Below are 19,866 nucleotides of genomic sequence, written 5' to 3' on the forward strand. Positions count from 1 at the left end.
TAAAAATGTTATCCTTTCCTCAGCTTTTCAAGTACCTTGACAAAATATACAGGAAGTTCGCTGTCAAACTCCATATACTCTTTTGTTTCAGGATGTATAAATCCCAGCTTTTTCGCGTGAAGACACTGACCTTCAAGACCTTTATACGCCTTACCATAAACATCATCACCTAAAACGGGATGACCGATAAAAGCTGAATGAACTCTTATCTGATGAGTCCTGCCTGTTTCAAGCCTGAATTTTACAAGAGAATACTGTCCAAGGTCTTCAAGAACTTCATAGTGAGTAACAGCCTCTTTGCAATTCTGATAAGTAACACACATTTTCTTACGGTCGAATTTACTTCGTCCTATAGGTTCGTTGACGGTACCTGTCGGCTCTTTGAACCTGCCAATACAGATAGCATTGTACTCACGGGTAAAATTGTGATCCTTGATCTGCTGAGCAAGAAAATTATGAGCTTTATCAGTCTTGGCAACCATCAGCAGACCGCTGGTAAACTTATCTATTCTATGGACAATACCGGGTCTGATAACGCCATTTATAGATGACAATCTGCCTTTACAGTGGAACAAAAGAGCATTAACCAGAGTTCCGTCGGGATTGCCAGCAGCAGGATGAACAACCATCCCCTGAGGTTTATTTACAACAAGCAAAGAATCATCTTCGTAAACGATATCTATCGGGATATCCTGTGGTTCGGCTTTAAGTTCCTCAGCCTCAGGTATCTCAACTGAGATAGTATCACTGTTTTTTATTTTGTAATTCTTGCTTACAATATTACCGTTAACAAGCACACAGCCGTCATTCACAAGTTTTTGAAGGGATGACCTAGACATTTCGGGTAATTGTTTTGATAATACCTTGTCGATCCTGTCTCCGATATTTTCCTCAGAAACTGTAAAATTATAATGATCGCTCATGAAGCATTACCCTTATTTTTGTCAAGTTTCTTTGCTTTACTTGATTTAACATCTGCCACTAGGATCGACAGACAAAAGAATACTGCACCTAAAACGATGCAAATATCTGCAAAATTAAATATAGGGAAATTTATCGGTTCAAACTTGATATAGTCAATTACTTCGTGCATCCTGACCCTGTCTATCAGGTTACCTACACCACCTGCAATTATCATGGCAACCGATACGATTTCAATTTTAGAACCTTTACGCACCTTGTACATATAAAATATGCCAGCAATACATACAAGTATCGGTAACGAAACCAAAAACCAGGTTTTTCCGGACATAATACTCCATGCCGCTCCTGTATTTCTGATATGAGTCAAACTGAATATCTTGAAATCGCCAAACTTAATTACTTCGATCACCTTACCAAGTTCTATCTTACTGTCTACAACCAATTTAAGTACCTGATCTACCACGATCAGAAATGCAGCCAGCATAAGTGAAAGTGCGAACATTTCACACCTGCCCTCCAAGAGTATTTTAAACCATCAAAAGGCCCTGCGGATACAGAGCCTTCATAGACCTATTAACCGTTCTTTTTACCGAACTGAAGATCATCCGGATTGGGCTTGTGTATTACCGGATCAAAGGAACCGGTGTTAAGCACTTTATCGAGTTCAGCTGTGGAAGCAGTAGCTTCAGGCTGATAAGGCTGCTCGGGAGTATCATCATTAACAAACTCCTCAACAACATCCTTTTCATCCTCATATTCATAGCCATCTTCATCATAATACTCATCTTCACCGTTTTCGTAAGCTTCAAGCTCAGCATCAGAAAGAGTAGGAAGTTCCATTACGAGCTTGATCTGCTGCTGATAAAGAGATGTCAGATTAGCCTTGAAATATGTTACCTCAGCTCTGAGTTCATCATAAGCTGCTTTTTCATCATCATAAGCATTTCTGAGTGCGTTGATCTTCTGCTCAGTGATCTCAGTATTTTCCTTTATAAGAGCAGCACATCTTTCCTTATGCTCCCTTACGATCTTCTCACATTCAGCTGCAGACTGTTCAGCGAGTTTTCTCTGTTCACTCTTAGCGCCGTCAACAATTGCATTTGCTTTGTTTTTAGCATCGTTGATGATCTTTGCAGCTTCCTTCTGTGCAGAAAGAAGAGCTCCTTTGATAGCATCCTCGTCTTCTTTATATTCGGTTATTTTTTCAACCAGCTTGGCGATCTTTTCTTCACTCTCAGCGTTTTCAGCTTCAAGATCAGCAAATTCTTTTGCTACTTCTGCCAGAAATCTATCGACCTGAGCCTGGCTGTACCCGTTTTTCTCAGATTCAAAAGCTGCGCTTTTGATACTTTTTGCTGTCATCATTGTTAAGCCCTCCTAAATATATTTACATATAGTAATATGCATTCTGTCTTTATGACTTATACCGTCAACAGACTTAAGCAAGAATTTCCCGTGACCTCTTACAGAGATCTTATTTCCGACCTCAACCATTCTGCTGGGTTGATCGGTCTTTTCATGTGATACTTCCGCTAATCCGCTTTTTATCAAAGCAGAAGCCTTTTCTCTGGACATCCTTAATGCCAGAGAAACTACACTGTCCAGCCTGAGTGAAGCCACAGTACCGGTGATCTCCCGGAATTCAGGTTCCTTGATATTCTGTGCATCAAAGCCCTCATCAGCTTTCACACCGACCCTGCCTATCTTAGTAACACCCAACACATCAAGCAGCACTGTGTCTTTAACAAAAACAGAAGCTGAACCAATGCCCACCAGGATATCACCAACACACCCGCGCGTTATACCAAGAGCCATCAGAGAACCAAGAAAATCTCTATGATCAAGCTTGTCCTCACGACGAAATCTGAAAGTTAAAGAACGCATCGGGAATGAATTTATTATATCATCGCTATACGGAGGATATACACAAAGCATTTTACGTTCAGCTTCATTATATCCGCCCCAAAGCAAATAGTTTTCATATTTTACCGAAGCCATGACTTTCTCACAAAGCCTGCACTGTCTTTCATCAAGAAAAGCAGAATACTTCGTTATGTATTTTTCTTCTGCCAGATCGGTCCAATCAAGGAACATTGACAGTAAACGCTTATCATCATTGCTAAGGTCATTCAGGAATGAAAGATCCCTGTTTTTCATCAGAAACTGTAACCGTTATTTTCAAGTTCGGTCAGCAGATCTTTCCCATCAAACTTAACGTTCTTGGACATGATCGCGAAAGTTTTCTGAGCCATCATTTTTATCTGAGCCTTGTTTGCATACGCTACGCCGGAAAGAAAATCAAGTATTCTCTTCGCATCGTCACTTTTTACCATTTCAAGATTAAGTATAACGGTCTTGAAAGCATTAATATCATCACCGATACTTCTGACCTCGGAGAAATCCACAGGTCTGGCAAGTACTATCTGTAACGTTGTTGTCTGTTCAAAACTCATTTTGCGATCCTCCTCAAAACTATTCCCTTTGCTGCTGTAAAATTCAGATTCACTGGCAGCAAACGATCTGACAAAACTGTCATCAAAAGGATCGGGTGTGGATATCACTTCCTTATCCTTTGAACGACTGCCTGTTTTTGAACTGTTACCGTTGAAATCATCAAAAAAGCTGTCCTTTGCAGCGGAACCTTTGCCGCCGTTAGGAGAACCGAAATCCTGGCTGAAATCAATTCCATCAGAATCGTCTTCACCTATAAAAAGATTTGTAAAACCTTTCAATATGCCCATTTACTAACCCTCCATATAATTTCTGGCACCGAACAGAGCAGTACCTATACGAACGAGATTTGAACCATGCTTTATCGCAAGTTCATAATCTCCTGACATTCCCATGGAAAGTATCTCCATGGAAACATTAGGCACAGCATTTTCTTTTACACGCAGAAATATACTGTGCATACGTTCAAACATATCCTCACCGCAGCCTACGGGCGGGATAGCCATAAGTCCTTTGATACGCACATTACTGAGCTGTGCTGTTTCATAGATGAGCTCATCAAGACCATCTGCAGCCACACCGCTTTTGCTCACTTCATCGCCTATATTAATCTCAAGCAGGACATCCATGATCCTGTCATTCTTTACAGCGAGTCTATTTATCTCTTTCGCGAGCTTCAAGCTGTCCACCGATTGTATCATTGAAACTTCATTGATGATATATTTGACTTTATTCGTCTGCAGGCGACCTATCATGTGGACCTGCGCTGATTTGTTATAACTGTCTTTTTTGGAAAGAAATTCCTGTACTCTGTTTTCGCCCAGCAGAGTTATACCCTGATCTATAGCGAAATTTATTTTCTCAGGTGCAACAGTTTTTGTCACAGCCATAATATCTATCTTATCATCATTACTGCGGTACTTTGCTTTAGCATTTTCCACATTATAACATATACGTTTGTAGTTATCCAATACTGCGCCGAACTCACTCTGAGGATAATCGTTCGGCTTCGCTGCTGACTGACACATCTTTGTTTGATACCACCTCTAGCAGAATTTGATCATAAAGCAGAAGATACTCTTCATCGGAAGTATTTTCTGAAAGGACAAAATCATCACCTTCATATATCACATTGATCTTCTTGAATGAAATATCCTTACCCAGTATAACATATACACCCTTTTCGTCACCGCGAAATCTCAAAGCACTTCTGGGGATTTTAATGCCCTGATATTCATCAAATATCAGTTTTGCAGAAAGCACCCTTGAATCGACCATGGTCTGATCTACCCTGTCACAGTCAAGAACAACGATCATATTATCTCCGTTATTCTTAACAGAATCGACTTTGCAGTTATAAATAGTACGTGATGAGTTCAGCTTCAATGAAACATCAGCATCGTCGGCGATCCTTGAATCTGCCTTTACTATACCTACTATCTTACAGTTATAGCTGTCGAAGGTCTTGCCTATTGCATTAGCGGGAGGATCAACTTCTCCTTTGATAACATCGCGGATATCGCTTTCAGTAAGTTTATTGACATCTGATGTCTTAAGCTGAGATTCATATCCATCAGCGTATGATACAAAATATCCGGTCTTATCTGCCTTAATAGCATCACTGGGTTCGGTTGCAAGATCCATCAGCTTGCTTCTCTCTGATTTAAGTGTTGCGATGGCATCTGAAAAATCAGACTGAGTGCCGGTTATAACACTGTACATATTACTGTTAAGTGCTATCCTTGACCTTATGTCGGGTATCCTGTCAAAATCTCTGTTTTCCACTGATTCCAGAAGATCATTATAACCACTTTTCATACCTGATATGAGCGCATCGGGCTCAGCATAATTTGTAGTGGCAGGATCCTGAGCTTTTTCAAGCTGCTCTATCTCAGCATCGATCTCAGCTATCCTTTTTCTTGCATATATAGCATTCTCAGATGGAAAAACTTCAGCAACAGTGCTGTTCATAGAAACTTTGCTTCCATCAGCATACTTATAATCAAGCACACCGCCGCCATTATAAGTCACAACACTTTCATCTCTGACAATAATACCGTCAAACACGATATCCTCATTGACAGTAGCAAGTACAGCTTCCTCAGTATCATGCTTATCATGCAGATAATAATACACCTGAGTGCATATTGTGGTTATCATTAAAATAGAAACCAGTGCCGCAAGTATCTTTACGGTCAATGAATTCATTTATGCATTACTTCCTTATCCTTCAGTGTGTTCATTTTTAGCAGCATCAAGGATGTTGATGGAACGATCAGGTACTATAGTAGAGATAGCGTGCTTATATACAACGTTCTGCTTGCCTTCACAGTCAAGGAAGACAACATAGCTGTCAAAAGCCTTAACAATACCCTTAAACTGGTATCCGTTCATCAGTATGAACTTTACCATGACCTGTTCTTTTCTAGCCTGATTCAGAAAAACGTCCTGAAGATTGATATTCTTATTCATAACATACACTCCTGCTCTTTCTCTTCGTGTGTCTGAACTAACCGAATGCCGCAAAAGAAGACAAACGGCGGCATTCAAACCATGATGATGCATTTATTATACATCACATTATATTATATCACAGAATTTCGGATTTGGCTACTATATTTTGCACATTTCCGATAATTTTTTTAGATTCGTCAAAATTATCAATTTTCACCCATGAAATACTGTCAACTCGCCTAAACCATGTCAGCTGTCTTTTGGCATAGTGCCTTGTTTCAATAATTATTTTATCAATACAATCACCAAGTTCTGCCTTGCCTTCAAAATATGGAACAAGCTCCTTATAACCTATAGCCTGCCCGGCGGTTGCAAGCCCGCCTTTTAGCCATGCCTCCCTGCATTCCTCAACCATACCATTATCAACCATGATATGAACTCTTTTCTCTATTCGGTCATAGAGGTACTGCCTGTTTTCGGCAGTTAATCCTATTATACAGGAATGATAGGGAGAAGCCTCTCTTCTGCTGTTGATCTTGTGCTCGGAAAGTTTTATTCCGGTAAGTTCAAAGACCTCTATGGCACGAATGACCCGCGGAAGATTGTTCTCATGGACTTTTTCAGCAGTTTCCGGATCGATCTCCTTCAGTTTCAGCCAAAGAGCGTGTGCACCATCTTCCTTTACCTGCTTTTCAAGTCTGGCTCGTATAACCGGGTCGCTGCCTGTATCATCAAATATAATATTGTCAACAAGTGAGCTTATATACAATCCAGTACCACCACATACGATCGGAAGTTTACCGCGTGAGGTTACTTCTCTTATGACCTTTCCTGCAAGTGATACATAATCTGCCACACTAAAAGAAACATCAGGTTCAAGAAAATCAATAAGGTGATGCGGAATACCCTGCATCTCATCCACGGTAGGCTTGGCTGTGGCTATGTTCAAGCCCTTATATATCTGCATGGAATCAGCTGATATTACCTCACCGTCATAAATCTTTGCGATCTCAACTGCAAGAGCTGTTTTGCCTGAAGCTGTTGGTCCTGCAATTACAAGAAGGGGTATTTTGTTATTATCCATGCATTCACCTCTTTATATAACTTTCAAAGACCTTATCATACAAGTCTTCTGAACTGCTTTTCAATATCCTTTTTACTTAGCGTTATAATTACAGGTCTACCATGTGGGCAGTACCTGATGTTTTCATTACCATATACAGCATTCAACAAAGCCTGCAATTCTATAGTACTGTTGTTATCGTTTGCTTTTATCGCTGCTTTGCAGGCAATTGAGTGATAAAGATCATCAAATACCTCAAGCTGAGGGTTGTTTCTGCACTGAATAAAATTCCTTGCAAGCTCAGTAACTATGTCAGTGGGATTTTCTGAATCACCGAGTATTATAGGCACGCCCTTTACAGCAACTGTAGGTGCCACATCAGGTTCGATCTCAAAACCCAGCCTGCTCAGCTTGTCAAGATTTGCAGCAAGGGCATCAAACTCATCATAAGAAAGCATAACCATGACCGGTTCAAGCAGCATTTGTGTTTCAAGTTCGCTTATATCATTTTTGATCTTTTCAAATATATACCGCTCATGGGCAGCGTGCTTATCCATAAGCAACATCTCATCCCCGACCTGAGCGACTACATAAGTCCTGAACAGCTCACCAACTACAATGGGCTTTGGCTTTTCAGGTTCTTTTTTGACCTCGCGTACAACAGAGCGGATAAAGCTCCTGTCATTTATATAATGGAAATCATCATCCTTTTCCTCTTCTGCAGGAACTTCGGGCAGCGGTATCTCCTGAAGAACTTTGTTGATCTCCTCAACGGTGATCTTTTCCTGTATTTTGGGAACAGGTACCGGAGAAGGTTCTGCCAGTTCTGCGAGGAAAAGATCTTCACCCGATTTTCGTTTATCTTCATCTATCGGTATGTTTTCTACCTTAGTTATCTTAGGTTCAAATGGCCGCTTTTCGGGAGGCTCAGGTAAAGGTCTTTCGTCATCAACAACAGGCTCGGTTGCATTTACAGAACGATTTTCCGATTCGACTGCTGACATCTGATTCAAAATCTTATCAGCTTCGGGTAGTGTTTCTTCCTCTACCGAAAATTCAAGCTGGACACTTTTATCCTCAGGCGGAAAATCAAAAAGTTCATGGTCTGTAAAGTTTCTGCTATCATTGAGTACAAGTTCACCGGGTTCATCTTTTTCCATAAGTGCATTCTTGACTGCAAAAAATACTGCCTCATGGATAAGTTTCTCATCTGAAAAACGAACCTCTATCTTAGTAGGATGAACGTTAACATCAATAGTATTTGGCGGAACATCGATATAAAGGACACACGCAGGGAATTTTCCAACCATGATATTATTTCGGTATGCTTCCTCAATTGCAGCAGCACAAGCTTTCGATCTTACAAATCTACTGTTTACAAAAAAATTCTGAAATTTTCTGTTAGGCTTAGCCGAAAGAGGTTTTACTGTATAACCATAAACGTGAATACCCTGCCATGTGTGATCAACTTCAATAAGACTATTGGCAAATTCTCTGCCGTATACCGAATATACAGATGAATAAATTTTGCCGTCTCCTGCTGTGATTATCTCATTTTTATTATCACGAATCAATTTGAAGGATATGTCAGGATGAGAGAGAGTAAGCTTTGTGACAAGATCAGCAACGTGATTAGCTTCAGAGCTATCTTTTTTCAGGAATTTCAACCTAGCAGGAACATTGTAGAAAATATCTCTTACTATAAAAGTTGTTCCATCGGGACAGCCGCATTGTTCGCTGATTTTTTCTTCTGCACCCTCGATAGCATAATGCGTACCATAGCTGTCTTCACGACGTTTTGTCATTACATCAACTTTTGCGACAGCACAAATAGAAGCCAGTGCTTCACCTCTGAAACCAAGTGTCATTATGCTGTCAAGGTCATCCTTTTGAGATATTTTACTGGTAGCATGGCGAAGAAAAGCGATGGGCAGATCATCAGGTGCTAAGCCCTTGCCGTTGTCCGTCACTCTCATATATGTTCTGCCGCCGTTTTTGATCTCAACGGTTATTACAGTCGCACCGGCATCTATGGCGTTTTCAAGAAGTTCCTTAATAACAGAAGCCGGACGGTCAATTACCTCTCCAGCAGCTATAAGCTCGGAAACTTCCCTGCTTAAAACTCTTATTTCTGACATTTTCTTTCCTGTTCTATGGCTCACCGAGCCCACTAATGTATTTATATAGAGTTGGATCGTGAACTAAGTCATTATACATATCTCAACAAGTCTTTAACAAACTCCCTCAGTTCTTCATCGTTCATTTCGTCGATATTGGTCTTACGGAGCTTATCAGTTACTATACTATCGCTTATCCTGTCAAAGGATATCTGTCCGCTGTCACTCTCTGCAACAGCAGCTTTAGCCTTTATAGATTCTGCTTCCATTTCACCCAAAAGAGACTTTGCTCTGCCGATTATCTTGTTTGGCAGACCTGCAAGTTTGGCAACTTCGATACCGAAGCTTTCATCAGCTCCACCCTTTACTATCTTACGCAGGAACTTTATATTATCTCCCTGACGCTTAACCGCAACAGAATAATTCTTAATGCCGTCAAGTTCATCTTCAAGAGCGATAAGTTCGTGATAATGGGTCGCGAAAAGGGTCTTGCAGCCGAGAGAACGTGATGTGGAGATATACTCCGATACTGCTCTTGCAATTGCAATACCATCAAAAGTTGATGTACCTCTGCCTACTTCATCAAGTATAACAAGGCTGTTTTTGGTGGCATGCTTTACTATATCAGCCACCTCACTCATTTCAACCATGAAGGTTGACTGACCTGCTGTCAGGTCATCGGATGCACCTATCCTTGTAAATATCTGGTCTACAACCGATATCTTAGCATAATCGGCAGGTACAAAACAACCTATCTGTGCCATAAGAGTAATAAGTGCCACCTGTCGCATATATGTGGATTTACCAGACATATTAGGACCTGTTATAACAGCCATTCGATTGCCTGTAAGATCAAGATAAGTATCATTAGGAACGAATACTTCATCCTGCTGCATAAGCTCAACAACAGGGTGCCTGCCGTTTTTGATATTGATTATACCGTCGATAGCTATCTCGGGTTTGGTATAATTGTTCTTTATAGCTGCAGTGGCGTAGGAACAAAGGACATCTATCTCCGCAACAGCAGTTGCAGTTTCCTGTACCAGTCTTAACTGTGTAGCTATAAACTCTCTGACCTCACCGAATATCTCCTGCTCAATGGTCAGAATCTTATCGCTTGCACCCAGTATGGTGTTTTCAGCAACTTTAAGTTCATCAGTAATGAATCTTTCACAGTTAGCGAGAGTCTGCTTCCTTATATAATTATCAGGTATAAGATCATAATAAGATTTAGTGACCTCTATATAATAGCCGAACACACGGTTATAACCAATCTTCAGGTTCTTGATACCCGTCTTTTCTTTTTCACGCTCCGCAATATCATCTATAATGCCTTTTCCGCCAGAGATTATATTCCTAAGACCGTCAAGCTGCTCATTAAAACCATCACGAATAACTCCGCCGTCCTTAACGTTGGCAGGAGGCTCGTCAACAATGGCATTTTCAACAAGGTTAGAAATTGCATCAAGAGTCGATATCCTTCCGGTACAATCTTTGATAAGTTTACCGTCAAAAGCTGACAGCAGCTTTTTAAGTTCCGGGAGTTTCAACGCTGTCAGTGAAAGAGATTTGAGATCACGCGGACTTGCAGAACGATACATAACTCTTGTCATGAGTCGTTCAAGATCATATACTCCACTCAGCACTTCACGGATCTCACCAAGAGATACCGGATCACGCACAAACTGTTCAACTGCATTAAGCCTGTCAATAATCTTTGCAGGATTGATAAGTGGCTGTTCAAGCCAGGATTTCAGCATACGATTACCCATGGAAGTCTTGGTGTTGCTGATGACCCACAGTAATGAACCCTTTTTCTGCTTATTGCGGAGAGTTTCTGTTAATTCAAGGTTTCTTCTCGCAGTAAAACCTATAGTCATTATCGGATCAGCATCGTGACGGGTGATCTCGGAGAATCGACCCACAAGTGCCTTCTGTGTTTCGTGGATATATGCGAAAAGTCCACATACCGCAAATGCACTCAGGCTGTCAGGTTTGAGTCCGAGAGAATCAAGGCTGTTAACAGAAAACTGCGTAAGGACCTCATCAGTATGATTAGCAGGATCAAAATCCGCATCCTCCAGCAGCTGAACACTTGTCTTTATTTTTTCACGTATAAACCCGGATATTTCCTTATTTGAAAGAATAGAATCATTGATAAGTATCTCCGAAGGAGAAAATCTTGAGAGCTCATTTATTGCGCTGTTGGCTGTATCTTTGCCTGTGAATTCAAATAGGTGAACTTCGCCTGTGGAGATATCCGCAAGACAGAGGGACGCTTCCTTGGAACGCATATAAAACGCACAGAGATAATTGTTTGAAGACTCATCAAGCATACTGCTCTCAATGAGAGTGCCCGGAGTAACAACACGTATTACATCACGTGGAACGAGCCCCTGACACTCCGAAGGATCTTTGGTCTGCTCGCATATTGCTACCATGTGTCCTTTTTCTATTAGTTTTTTCAGATAAACGTCGCAGGCATGAAAAGGCACACCGCACATAGGTGCACGCTCGTCCAGTCCGCAATCTCTCCCCGTAAGGGTGAGTTCCAGCTCCTTTGATACTATCAGCGCATCATCAAAGAACATCTCGTAAAAGTCACCCAGACGGTAGAAAAGTATATGGTTCTTATACTTTTTCTTTACTGCCAGATATTGTTTCATCATGGGTGTAAGCTTTGATTCATCTATCTCTTTAAGTGTCACTTCTGCCCGCTCCGTTCTATGTAAAAAGATAATTTTTAATACTTAATTAGCCGCAGCCTCCGCAGGTCGAGCAGCTTCCCGAGCAACCCGAAGGTGCCTGTGCAGGACAAGTTTCAGGATCCTCACCATTAGCAGACTGCTGGAGGATATAGTATACCGATTTCATAAGAGCATCTATATCTGCCTTAGCTTCGTTATACTCGACCATTTTGGGCATAGCCATTATCTTTTCGTAAAGCTCCTTTATATCATGATCGAGTGTTGTGAGCCTGTCAGCATCTTTATCGGGTTTTCTCATCTCGACACTGAGATCCTGACGCATCTGATTGAACTTGCCGATCTCATTCTGGATCTCGGTATCTGTATCATTAAGAGCACAAGCCGCCTCGTACTTCTTATATCTTTCATCTTCCTGGATAGCTTTACCAAGCTGTCTTGTAAGTTCTATAACATTCATTTTAACTACTCCTTAATGATTATTCTGAAACGAGTTCGCCTGAGAGCGCCCAATTCATAGCCTTGTTAATGCGCACTTTGACAAATTCGCCTATATACTTTTTATCTGCGGGAAACTCAACGATTATATTCTCGTCATTTTTTCCCGTGAGCCACCCTTCTGCTGTACGTCCCTCGCCTTCTGCAAGAACTTCAACTGTCTGTCCGACAAATCTACCGAACCACTCACAAGTTATTTCACGCTGTTCAAGAAGAAGTTCTCTCAGCCACAGTCCCTTCTGCTTGTCCGATATATTATCTTCCATCTTAGCAGCAGGGGTGCCTGATCGTCTAGAATACACAAATGAATATATGTTATCATATTTCACGCGCTTTATGATATCTTTCGTCTGACAGAATTCCTCATAACTCTCACCCGGAAAACCTACTATAAGGTCAGTAGTAAAGGAAAAATGAGGCATACGTCCGCGGGCATAATCTATCATCTCCAGATACTTTTCAGTTGTATATCGACGGTTCATCGCTTTTAGCACTCTATCGCTTCCTGCTTGTACAGGGAGGTGAAGATGCTTACAGATATGTTCGCTGTCAATGATAGTATCAATCAGTTCTTTTGTAGCATCCTTAGGATGACTTGACATAAATCTGATACGGAACTTACCCTGTATCTTATCAATATCTTTCAGAAGCTGCGGGAAACCGTAAGCATAGGAATTAACATTCTGACCGAGCAGAGTGATCTCCTTATAGCCCTGCTCGACAAGGCTTTTAACTTCGGCGAGTACAGCTTCAGGCTTTCGGCTTCGTTCTCTGCCACGAACATAAGGAACTATACAGTATGTACAAAAATTATTACAGCCGTACATAATAGGTACAAATGCCCTGAACTTATCATCACGAAGCTGAGTCATGCTTTCATCGATCTCAGTACATACCTCACTCTGATTAAAAAGGCGCTTATGCTTGGAAATGATCTCCCATAACATGGAATAGAACTCATTATAAGCAAACGTTCCGAAAACAAGGTCTACCTGACGATAGGACTCCTTTATCTTATCAGCTACGTGTTTCTGCTGAGCCATACATCCGCATATCCCGATAACAAGATCTTTATTCTGTTCTTTCAGCTTTTTGAAATTGCCGATATTGCCAAACACTCTGTCCTCAGCGTTCTCTCGAACAGCACAGGTATTCAAAAGTATAAGCTGCGCTGTGTCTGTATCATCGGTGAAACCATACCCGATCTTATCAAGCATTCCCTTTAACTTTTCACCATCGCTGACATTCTGCTGACATCCGTAGGAATGTATGTAGGCCATCGGGGCATGACCATTATCATTGTGATATTTTTCAGCCCACTTTATAAGACCCTGAAAAGCATCCTCATTTCCGACAGCAGGAACATATTTTTCTGACATTTCTTTCCTCATTTCAAAATATTTATTATGACCGAATTATTCGGGAACTTCCGTATAAGCCGCAAACAAACGCATCAACACATAATGATCCATTGTGCAGCATACATTATAATTATATAACCTTTTACATGATTTGTCAACATAAAAAACGATTAATTGTTTATCTCTCATCATCAAACAACAAACTTCATTTATAACTATCACATATAGTCCATATCAATGATGCAAGGTATTCTGTACTTGAAAGATCATATCAGTATCGCTGTTATATTGACCATGTAAAAAAGCTCCCGCAATTGCAGGAGCTCAGATATCATTCAATGACCAGCTGACCCTCGCTGTCACAATAAACGTGTCTGCCGAGTATAGTCCTCAGCGCCTTGATATTTTCAATTTCAGTTGAAGCAAATTCAAGGTGACACTGCTTTGAGCCGTAATAAATATCGTACTCAAAATAATCCTGAACGTAAACACCAAATTTATTAAGTATATCCTCCAGGGGGTGCTGAGAGATATCACTTGCATCATCATGTTCTCCGTATTCAGGTTCCTGCTCAAAGGACAGGCTGGTAAAATACATACCTTCATACTCATATACACCAGCGGCAACACATTTGATACCGTCGGCGCAGTATTTTGAAGGATAGTAGTCAGCTATATTTTTCATTATTAGTCCTCCTCGGGATCAATATCAATTAAAGGCAGAACTGCTTTTTCAGCCTCATCAAAGCCTTCCTCACTTTTTGATGCGAATATCACAAGACTGCCGGAGCTGTCAGGCAGAAGAGCCATGTATGAATCTTCATTGATACGGTAGAACTCTGCACCCTGATATATTCCGCTGTCCGCACGTTCGATATGTTCAAATTTACTGCGGATATTTTCAGCCTGTTCTTCATCAGCTTCAAGATAATCTTCCGTCGCATATTCTAAGCCGCTTGTGACTGCACAAAGATAGCCTTCGGAGATAAGAAACTTTGAAAGACTATCTCCTGTGAGAAACCATTCACCATGGTCATAACTCTCATATACAGGAGGATCAGGCTTGTCCATATCCTCAAGTTTTATGCCCCAAAAGGATACGCTCTGATTTTCAGAAAAGAAAACATAGTATCCCTGCTCTTTGTACATACCGACTTTCTCTGCAGACATAAGATAATCACCTGCAGGATTAGAAGCAAGCACATCACAGCCCGCACACTGCCTGTAATAATCCTCCAGCGCAGCAGGAAGACTGCCGTATTCAGTTTTCAATGATGATATGTTTTTCTCGCTCCAGCCAAGTGGCTCATTTATATCAAAAAGCTCACGGAGTTCCCTGTAATCAAACATTATTCAGCATCATCAAGCAGCTGAACAGCCTTCATCAAGATAGCAACTTCAAGACGTTTCTTCTGTATCTGACATGAAAGCTTATGGGCAGTATGTATGTCACCCTGATAAATATAGTTATTGGCATTACAGCCGCCGCTGCAGTAGAATTTAGCCCAGCACTTTTTACATTCGGGCTTGGTATAGACATGAGCCTTAGCAAACTCGTCTTTCATTTCGAGATTGAAGCTACCATCATAAAGACTGCCCATTTTGTATTCATCAATACCTACAAATTGATGACAGGGATAGATATCACCGTCCGGAGTAATAGCGACATACTCATTTCCGCAGCCACATCCGCGGAGACGCTTGATAGCACAGGGACCCTGATCGAGATCTAACATAAAATGGAAGAAATTGATAAACTTTCCTTCTGATCTGATCTTTTTGATCTTTTCAGCAAGTACTTCATACTCCTTGAAAATGCGCGGAAGATCAGCCTCAGTTATAGCATAAGGTTCTTTTGCATCAGCCATAACAGGCTCAACGGATATCTGCTCAAATCCAAGATCATAAAGATGCATAACATCTTCGGAAAAATCGAGATTGTACTTGGTATAGGTACCTCGTACATACCAATCTCTGTCAGCAGGACGCTTATCGACCAGACGTTTGAAGTTCTTGGTTATAGTATCATAGCTGCCTGATCCATCAACACGTACCCTTACTCTGTCGTTGACCTCTTTTCTACCATCTATTGAAAGAACGACATTGTACATCTCCTTATTTATGAAATCAATCATCTCATCAGTAAGATGCATACCGTTAGTTGTAGTGGTAAATCTGAAGGTCTTACCTGTTTCCTTCTCACGTGAACGCGCATACTCGACTGTCTTCATAACCACGCCGAAATTCATGGACGGTTCACCGCCAAAAAAATCGACCTCAAGGAATTTTCTGTCAGCAGACTTTTCGATCAGAAAATCAATAGCACGTTTAGCAGTTTCAAAGTCCATCAGCTTTCTGCCGACACCAAAATCACCGGTAGAAGCAAAGCAGTACTTACATCTCAGATTGCAGTCATGAGAAATATGAAGACACATAGCTTTTACAGGAGATGCTACTGATGCAAGTGCATACTTTTCATAATCATCCTCTGAAAAAAGTATCTTGTCATTGTACAGCGAAACTATTTCCTCATAGCATTCTTTGATATCTTCTGCAGGATAGCTTCTGGAAAGCTTTGCTATAACTTCTGCGGGACATTCTTCTGCAAAAGGCGGCTCAACACTATCCAGTATATCATAAGTAAGATCATCTATGATATGGACACCGCCACTGTTTACATCAAGCAGGACATTGAATCCCGACAGCTTATATTTATGGATCATTTTCTTCCCTCACAAATCTTAAAAAATAACGGACGACCAAAGCCCAGCTCTACGGGTCAGCCAAGACCTAGTAGAGATGACCTGTGCTCGCCCGCTGTATCGGGAGCTTAAAAAGCTCCCCTCAAACGGTTCTTGTGGATCAAGCTTCTCTTTCGCACTTCTGGTTAGCAACTGTGCAGGAAGTCTTGCAAGCAGACTGACAAGAAGCCTGGCACTTGCCGCAGCCACCCTTAGCAGCAGTCTTCTTAAGGTTAGCCTTATTGATAGTCTTGATATGTTTCATAACATCATACCTCCATATACTGATTTAAAGATATTATATCATATTATGACATGAATTTTATGAATAGTTGTTTAACCATATATAAATATTTATAGATATAAATCAAAATATTAATTTACATCTCCTTTTTTGAGTTTACACCGACTGCTCCGCCAATCGAGGCAGCTAAAATAGTGATAACAAATTTTGTAAAAAATGAAATCTTTGAAGTAACACCTGCCATAATGCTGCCTGCTGTAAGTATTATAAGAAAAATAAGCAGACCTGTCAGTGCGCCTGAAATCAGACCGTTTCTTCTGCGTCTCTTCCCACCGGTATATCCTCCGAAATATGCTCCAATCATCAGTGTTCCAGTAGACATAGCTGATAAAGCGTCCTTGCCTGCATCTATCTTTGTAAGCATAAACGCAATTGCACAAAGTAAAAGCAGTATAATACCTGCAGCAGCAGTTAGTGCGACTATCTGCTCAGCAGCAATGCCTGAATTTCTTCTGTGACTTCTGTGCTTTCTCATTTAAGCAGACCTCCCAAAACTTCTTTGCTTATATAATATTCGGTCAGAAAAGCACATATTACAAAAACGGCACCGCTTGTTATACGGTGCCGAAAATTTATCAAACCTTATCCTTATCGGACTCTTCATCATCAGTTACGACCTTAGCGATAGCCCACTTCATGATGCGTATCTTACTTCTGTCGCCGCCGGTCTCAATAACAACGTTATCCTCTTTGACCTGGGTAACTATACCGATGATACCGCCGTTAGTGATGATCTCATCACCAACGTCTACGCTTTCTCTCATTTCCCTGTCCTGCTTCTCCTGCTTCTTCTGGGGTTTGAGGATGAAGAAATAGAAGAAAACCAGTATCAGCACCAGCGGTACAAAACTAAGAAGATATCCTCCGGTAGTAGCGCCTGTGCTGGCAGACATGACTGTGATAAATGCTGAATTCATTTTACTGCCTCCTGATCAATAATTTACTGCTATTGATTATAGCAGAATCCCGATAATTTATCAAGTATTTTAACAGAATGTTTACGCTTCACCATTCTGATCCTTGATATAAGCATCAATAGCGGCTGCGGCTTTTTTACCTGCTCCCATCGCAAGAATGACCGTAGCTGCGCCTGTTACAGCATCACCTCCGGCATATACGCCCTTTTTGGTAGTAGCCTCTGTATCATCAACAATAAGACATCCGCGCTTATTGACATCAAGTCCGGGAGTAGTATTCCTGATAAGAGGATTCGGAGATGTGCCTATTGCCATGATAACAGTATCCACGTCAAGTTCGTAATCAGAACCTTCAACAGCAACAGGACTCCTTCTTCCGCTCTCATCGGCTTCTCCAAGCTCCATCTTCTTACATACCATGGCGCGAACTCTTCCGTTATCATCCCCAAGCAGTTCAACAGGATTATTCAGAGTAAGGAACTCAACACCTTCCTCCATAGCATGATGAACTTCTTCCTTACGTGCAGGAAGCTCGTCCATCGAACGTCTGTAAACTACATAAACCTTTTTAGCTCCAATCCTGAGAGCTGAACGTGCAGCATCCATAGCAACATTACCGCCGCCGACTACAGCGACCTTCTGAGACTTCATGATAGGTGTTGCATATTCTTTCTTATAAGCTTTCATAAGATTGATTCGTGTAAGATACTCATTAGCGGAATATACACCAATAAGACCCTCACCGTCAATACCCATAAACCTTGGAAGACCAGCACCTGAACCTACGAAAACAGCTTCATAGCCCATCTCAAACAGTTCATCGACGGAAAGCACCTTGCCTATGACCATATTGGTCATGATCTTTACTCCCATCTTTGACAGATTATCGATCTCATGCTGAACTATCATTTTGGGAAGTCTGAACTCGGGGATACCGTACATCAATACACCGCCGGCTGTATGGAATGCTTCAAATACAGTCACTTCATATCCCAGCTTTGCAAGATCACCGGCAGCAGTAAGTCCACTTGGACCGGCACCTACAACAGCAACCTTATGTCCGTTAGGCTCGGGAAGTTCTATTTCAGGTTCCTTATCCCTCATATAATCAGCTACAAAACGCTCAAGCCTTCCTATGGCAACAGGCTCCCCTTTTATACCCCTTACGCACTTTCCCTCGCACTGATTTTCCTGCGGACATACTCTTCCACAGACAGCAGGGAGTGAGTTTGTTGTTTTGATTATAGAGTAAGCAGAAGCCAGATCACCTTCAGCGACCTTGGCGATAAATTCAGGTATCCTTACACCAACGGGACATCCGGACATACATGGCTTGTTCTTGCAGTTTAGACATCTCATAGCTTCTCTTACTGCTTTTTCCAATGAGTATCCGAGAGTGACCTCATCAAAATTCTTAGCTCTAACTTCAGGTTCCTGCTCTGCAACAGGTGTTTTTTCCTTTCTCATATCAGCCATTGACAGCACCTCCCATAAGTCTGCAAACGTGCTGTTTCTCAGCCTCGTTATAAGTTGAATTTCTTCTTATCAGCTCATTGAAATCAACCTTATGACCGTCAAAATCCGGGCCATCAACACAAGCATATTTTATCTCGCCGCCAACTCTTACACGACATCCGCCGCACATTCCTGTGCCATCGATCATTATCGGGTTAAGAGAAACAATTGTTTTTATATTGTAAGGTTCTGTAACTTTACATATAAACTTCATCATCGGTACAGGACCGATAGCTATTACCTCATCAAAATCAGCACCTGATTCTATAAGCTCTTTGAGCTTGTCTGTAACAAATCCATGATAGCCGTACGAGCCGTCATCGGTACATATATGCAGATCAGTGGATTCTGCTTTCATCTCATCCTCTAGGATTATTATGTCCTTACTTCTGAATCCTGCAATAAGCTGAACGTCAACGCCCATTCTATGCAGTTTCTTAGCTTGAGGATAAGCGATCGCACATCCTACGCCGCCGCCTATGACAGCAACTTTCTTAATATCCGCATCATACTCGGTGGCAACTCCAAGAGGACCTACCACATCACGAATTTCTTCGCCCTGATCCAAAGCAGCAAGCGACATCGTAGAACCACCTATGGTCTGGAAAATGATCGTTACAACACCTTTTTCGCGATCAAAATCTGCAATTGTAAGGGGTATGCGTTCACTGTATTCGTCTGCCCTTACTATTACGAACTGGCCTGCATCTGCTTTTTTTGCAATAAATGGAGCTTCAATATCCATCAGCACAACAGTATCATTGAGCTGTTTTCTCCTTAGTATCTTAAACAATACTATCCCTCCGCAAATCATAT

The 19,866-nt window shown here is 41.3% G+C and carries 21 protein-coding genes; all 21 read right to left on the reverse strand.

The genetic code is table 11. The features are described 5' to 3' along the window. Positions 1–8 precede the first annotated feature (8 nt). The 21 genes from RUMAL_RS10070 to RUMAL_RS10165 all read right to left on the reverse strand — a co-directional run bounded on the left by RUMAL_RS10070 (position 9) and on the right by RUMAL_RS10165 (position 19,843). Entirely contained in the window at positions 9–923 is a 915-nt protein-coding gene (locus RUMAL_RS10070; protein WP_013498638.1) for an RluA family pseudouridine synthase, read from the reverse strand. Continuing rightward, entirely contained in the window at positions 920–1,426 is a 507-nt protein-coding gene (gene lspA / locus RUMAL_RS10075) for a signal peptidase II (RefSeq protein WP_013498639.1), read from the reverse strand. The genes RUMAL_RS10070 and lspA overlap by 4 nt, the downstream gene beginning before the upstream one ends. A 71-nt stretch (positions 1,427–1,497) precedes the next feature. After that, positions 1,498–2,289: a DivIVA domain-containing protein gene (locus tag RUMAL_RS10080; RefSeq protein ID WP_013498640.1), complete on the reverse strand. Its 792-nt coding sequence runs from the start codon at positions 2,287–2,289 to the stop codon at positions 1,498–1,500. Positions 2,290–2,301: 12 nt separating this feature from the next. Further along, on the reverse strand, positions 2,302–3,081 hold the full coding sequence (locus RUMAL_RS10085; RefSeq protein WP_013498641.1) for a YlmH family RNA-binding protein: 780 nt from the start codon (positions 3,079–3,081) through the stop codon (positions 2,302–2,304). After that, the gene (locus RUMAL_RS10090; protein ID WP_013498642.1) at positions 3,081–3,665 is read right to left on the reverse strand and encodes a cell division protein SepF; all 585 of its coding nucleotides are present in this window, start codon (positions 3,663–3,665) and stop codon (positions 3,081–3,083) included. The genes RUMAL_RS10085 and RUMAL_RS10090 overlap by 1 nt, the downstream gene beginning before the upstream one ends. A 3-nt stretch (positions 3,666–3,668) precedes the next feature. Next, entirely contained in the window at positions 3,669–4,403 is a 735-nt protein-coding gene (locus RUMAL_RS10095) for a YggS family pyridoxal phosphate-dependent enzyme (protein ID WP_013498643.1), read from the reverse strand. After that, positions 4,360–5,583 carry a biotin/lipoyl attachment domain-containing protein gene (locus RUMAL_RS10100; protein ID WP_013498644.1) on the reverse strand — a complete coding sequence of 408 codons (1,224 nt, stop codon included), beginning with the start codon at positions 5,581–5,583 and terminating at the stop codon, positions 4,360–4,362. The genes RUMAL_RS10095 and RUMAL_RS10100 overlap by 44 nt, the downstream gene beginning before the upstream one ends. A gap of 15 nt (positions 5,584–5,598) precedes the next feature. Continuing rightward, positions 5,599–5,847: an RNA chaperone Hfq gene (hfq, locus tag RUMAL_RS10105; protein ID WP_013498645.1), complete on the reverse strand. Its 249-nt coding sequence runs from the start codon at positions 5,845–5,847 to the stop codon at positions 5,599–5,601. A gap of 118 nt (positions 5,848–5,965) precedes the next feature. Continuing rightward, positions 5,966–6,913, reverse strand: coding sequence for a tRNA (adenosine(37)-N6)-dimethylallyltransferase MiaA (gene miaA, locus RUMAL_RS10110; protein ID WP_013498646.1), 948 nt, complete (start codon positions 6,911–6,913; stop codon positions 5,966–5,968). 35 nt (positions 6,914–6,948) lie between these two features. Beyond that, positions 6,949–9,030, reverse strand: a complete 2,082-nt coding sequence (mutL, locus tag RUMAL_RS10115; protein ID WP_013498647.1) for a DNA mismatch repair endonuclease MutL — start codon at positions 9,028–9,030, stop codon at positions 6,949–6,951. 71 nt (positions 9,031–9,101) lie between these two features. Next, positions 9,102–11,717 carry a DNA mismatch repair protein MutS gene (mutS, locus tag RUMAL_RS10120; protein ID WP_013498648.1) on the reverse strand — a complete coding sequence of 872 codons (2,616 nt, stop codon included), beginning with the start codon at positions 11,715–11,717 and terminating at the stop codon, positions 9,102–9,104. A gap of 46 nt (positions 11,718–11,763) precedes the next feature. Next, positions 11,764–12,174: a YlbF/YmcA family competence regulator gene (locus tag RUMAL_RS10125; RefSeq protein WP_013498649.1), complete on the reverse strand. Its 411-nt coding sequence runs from the start codon at positions 12,172–12,174 to the stop codon at positions 11,764–11,766. Between the two features lie 19 nt (positions 12,175–12,193). Further along, on the reverse strand, positions 12,194–13,591 hold the full coding sequence (gene miaB / locus RUMAL_RS10130; RefSeq protein ID WP_013498650.1) for a tRNA (N6-isopentenyl adenosine(37)-C2)-methylthiotransferase MiaB: 1,398 nt from the start codon (positions 13,589–13,591) through the stop codon (positions 12,194–12,196). A 313-nt stretch (positions 13,592–13,904) separates the two neighbouring features. Then, positions 13,905–14,258, reverse strand: coding sequence for a hypothetical protein (locus RUMAL_RS10135; RefSeq protein ID WP_013498651.1), 354 nt, complete (start codon positions 14,256–14,258; stop codon positions 13,905–13,907). Between the two features lie 2 nt (positions 14,259–14,260). Then, the gene (locus RUMAL_RS10140) at positions 14,261–14,923 is read right to left on the reverse strand and encodes a hypothetical protein (protein WP_013498652.1); all 663 of its coding nucleotides are present in this window, start codon (positions 14,921–14,923) and stop codon (positions 14,261–14,263) included. Then, entirely contained in the window at positions 14,923–16,296 is a 1,374-nt protein-coding gene (scfB, locus tag RUMAL_RS10145; RefSeq protein ID WP_013498653.1) for a thioether cross-link-forming SCIFF peptide maturase, read from the reverse strand. The genes RUMAL_RS10140 and scfB overlap by 1 nt, the downstream gene beginning before the upstream one ends. Positions 16,297–16,435: 139 nt before the next feature. After that, complete coding sequence (gene scfA, locus RUMAL_RS21340; RefSeq protein WP_013498654.1) at positions 16,436–16,579, reverse strand: six-cysteine ranthipeptide SCIFF; 144 nt, start codon at positions 16,577–16,579, stop codon at positions 16,436–16,438. Between the two features lie 115 nt (positions 16,580–16,694). Then, positions 16,695–17,093, reverse strand: coding sequence for a TIGR04086 family membrane protein (locus tag RUMAL_RS10150; RefSeq protein ID WP_013498655.1), 399 nt, complete (start codon positions 17,091–17,093; stop codon positions 16,695–16,697). A gap of 100 nt (positions 17,094–17,193) precedes the next feature. Next, positions 17,194–17,535, reverse strand: coding sequence for a preprotein translocase subunit YajC (gene yajC, locus RUMAL_RS10155; RefSeq protein WP_013498656.1), 342 nt, complete (start codon positions 17,533–17,535; stop codon positions 17,194–17,196). Positions 17,536–17,616: 81 nt separating this feature from the next. Beyond that, positions 17,617–19,011: an NADPH-dependent glutamate synthase gene (gene gltA / locus RUMAL_RS10160; RefSeq protein ID WP_013498657.1), complete on the reverse strand. Its 1,395-nt coding sequence runs from the start codon at positions 19,009–19,011 to the stop codon at positions 17,617–17,619. Further along, positions 19,004–19,843 carry a sulfide/dihydroorotate dehydrogenase-like FAD/NAD-binding protein gene (locus tag RUMAL_RS10165; protein ID WP_013498658.1) on the reverse strand — a complete coding sequence of 280 codons (840 nt, stop codon included), beginning with the start codon at positions 19,841–19,843 and terminating at the stop codon, positions 19,004–19,006. The genes gltA and RUMAL_RS10165 overlap by 8 nt, the downstream gene beginning before the upstream one ends. Positions 19,844–19,866: the final 23 nt, after the last annotated feature.

Source organism: Ruminococcus albus 7 = DSM 20455 (assembly GCF_000179635.2).
Lineage (GTDB): Bacteria > Bacillota > Clostridia > Oscillospirales > Ruminococcaceae > Hominimerdicola > Hominimerdicola alba.

Coding starts and splice junctions, on each gene's coding strand:
- miaA (WP_013498646.1), bottom strand. CDS start 6,913: ATGGATAATAACAAAATACCCCTTCTTGTAATTGCAGGACCAACAGCT.
- miaB (WP_013498650.1), bottom strand. CDS start 13,591: ATGTCAGAAAAATATGTTCCTGCTGTCGGAAATGAGGATGCTTTTCAG.
- lspA (WP_013498639.1), bottom strand. CDS start 1,426: ATGTTCGCACTTTCACTTATGCTGGCTGCATTTCTGATCGTGGTAGAT.
- RUMAL_RS10080 (WP_013498640.1), bottom strand. CDS start 2,289: ATGATGACAGCAAAAAGTATCAAAAGCGCAGCTTTTGAATCTGAGAAA.
- RUMAL_RS10150 (WP_013498655.1), bottom strand. CDS start 17,093: ATGAGAAAGCACAGAAGTCACAGAAGAAATTCAGGCATTGCTGCTGAG.
- RUMAL_RS10070 (WP_013498638.1), bottom strand. CDS start 923: ATGAGCGATCATTATAATTTTACAGTTTCTGAGGAAAATATCGGAGAC.
- scfA (WP_013498654.1), bottom strand. CDS start 16,579: ATGAAACATATCAAGACTATCAATAAGGCTAACCTTAAGAAGACTGCT.
- hfq (WP_013498645.1), bottom strand. CDS start 5,847: ATGAATAAGAATATCAATCTTCAGGACGTTTTTCTGAATCAGGCTAGA.
- RUMAL_RS10095 (WP_013498643.1), bottom strand. CDS start 4,403: ATGTGTCAGTCAGCAGCGAAGCCGAACGATTATCCTCAGAGTGAGTTC.
- RUMAL_RS10090 (WP_013498642.1), bottom strand. CDS start 3,665: ATGGGCATATTGAAAGGTTTTACAAATCTTTTTATAGGTGAAGACGAT.
- mutL (WP_013498647.1), bottom strand. CDS start 9,030: ATGTCAGAAATAAGAGTTTTAAGCAGGGAAGTTTCCGAGCTTATAGCT.
- RUMAL_RS10140 (WP_013498652.1), bottom strand. CDS start 14,923: ATGTTTGATTACAGGGAACTCCGTGAGCTTTTTGATATAAATGAGCCA.
- gltA (WP_013498657.1), bottom strand. CDS start 19,011: ATGGCTGATATGAGAAAGGAAAAAACACCTGTTGCAGAGCAGGAACCT.
- yajC (WP_013498656.1), bottom strand. CDS start 17,535: ATGAATTCAGCATTTATCACAGTCATGTCTGCCAGCACAGGCGCTACT.
- RUMAL_RS10100 (WP_013498644.1), bottom strand. CDS start 5,583: ATGAATTCATTGACCGTAAAGATACTTGCGGCACTGGTTTCTATTTTA.
- RUMAL_RS10085 (WP_013498641.1), bottom strand. CDS start 3,081: ATGAAAAACAGGGATCTTTCATTCCTGAATGACCTTAGCAATGATGAT.
- RUMAL_RS10125 (WP_013498649.1), bottom strand. CDS start 12,174: ATGAATGTTATAGAACTTACAAGACAGCTTGGTAAAGCTATCCAGGAA.
- RUMAL_RS10135 (WP_013498651.1), bottom strand. CDS start 14,258: ATGAAAAATATAGCTGACTACTATCCTTCAAAATACTGCGCCGACGGT.
- scfB (WP_013498653.1), bottom strand. CDS start 16,296: ATGATCCATAAATATAAGCTGTCGGGATTCAATGTCCTGCTTGATGTA.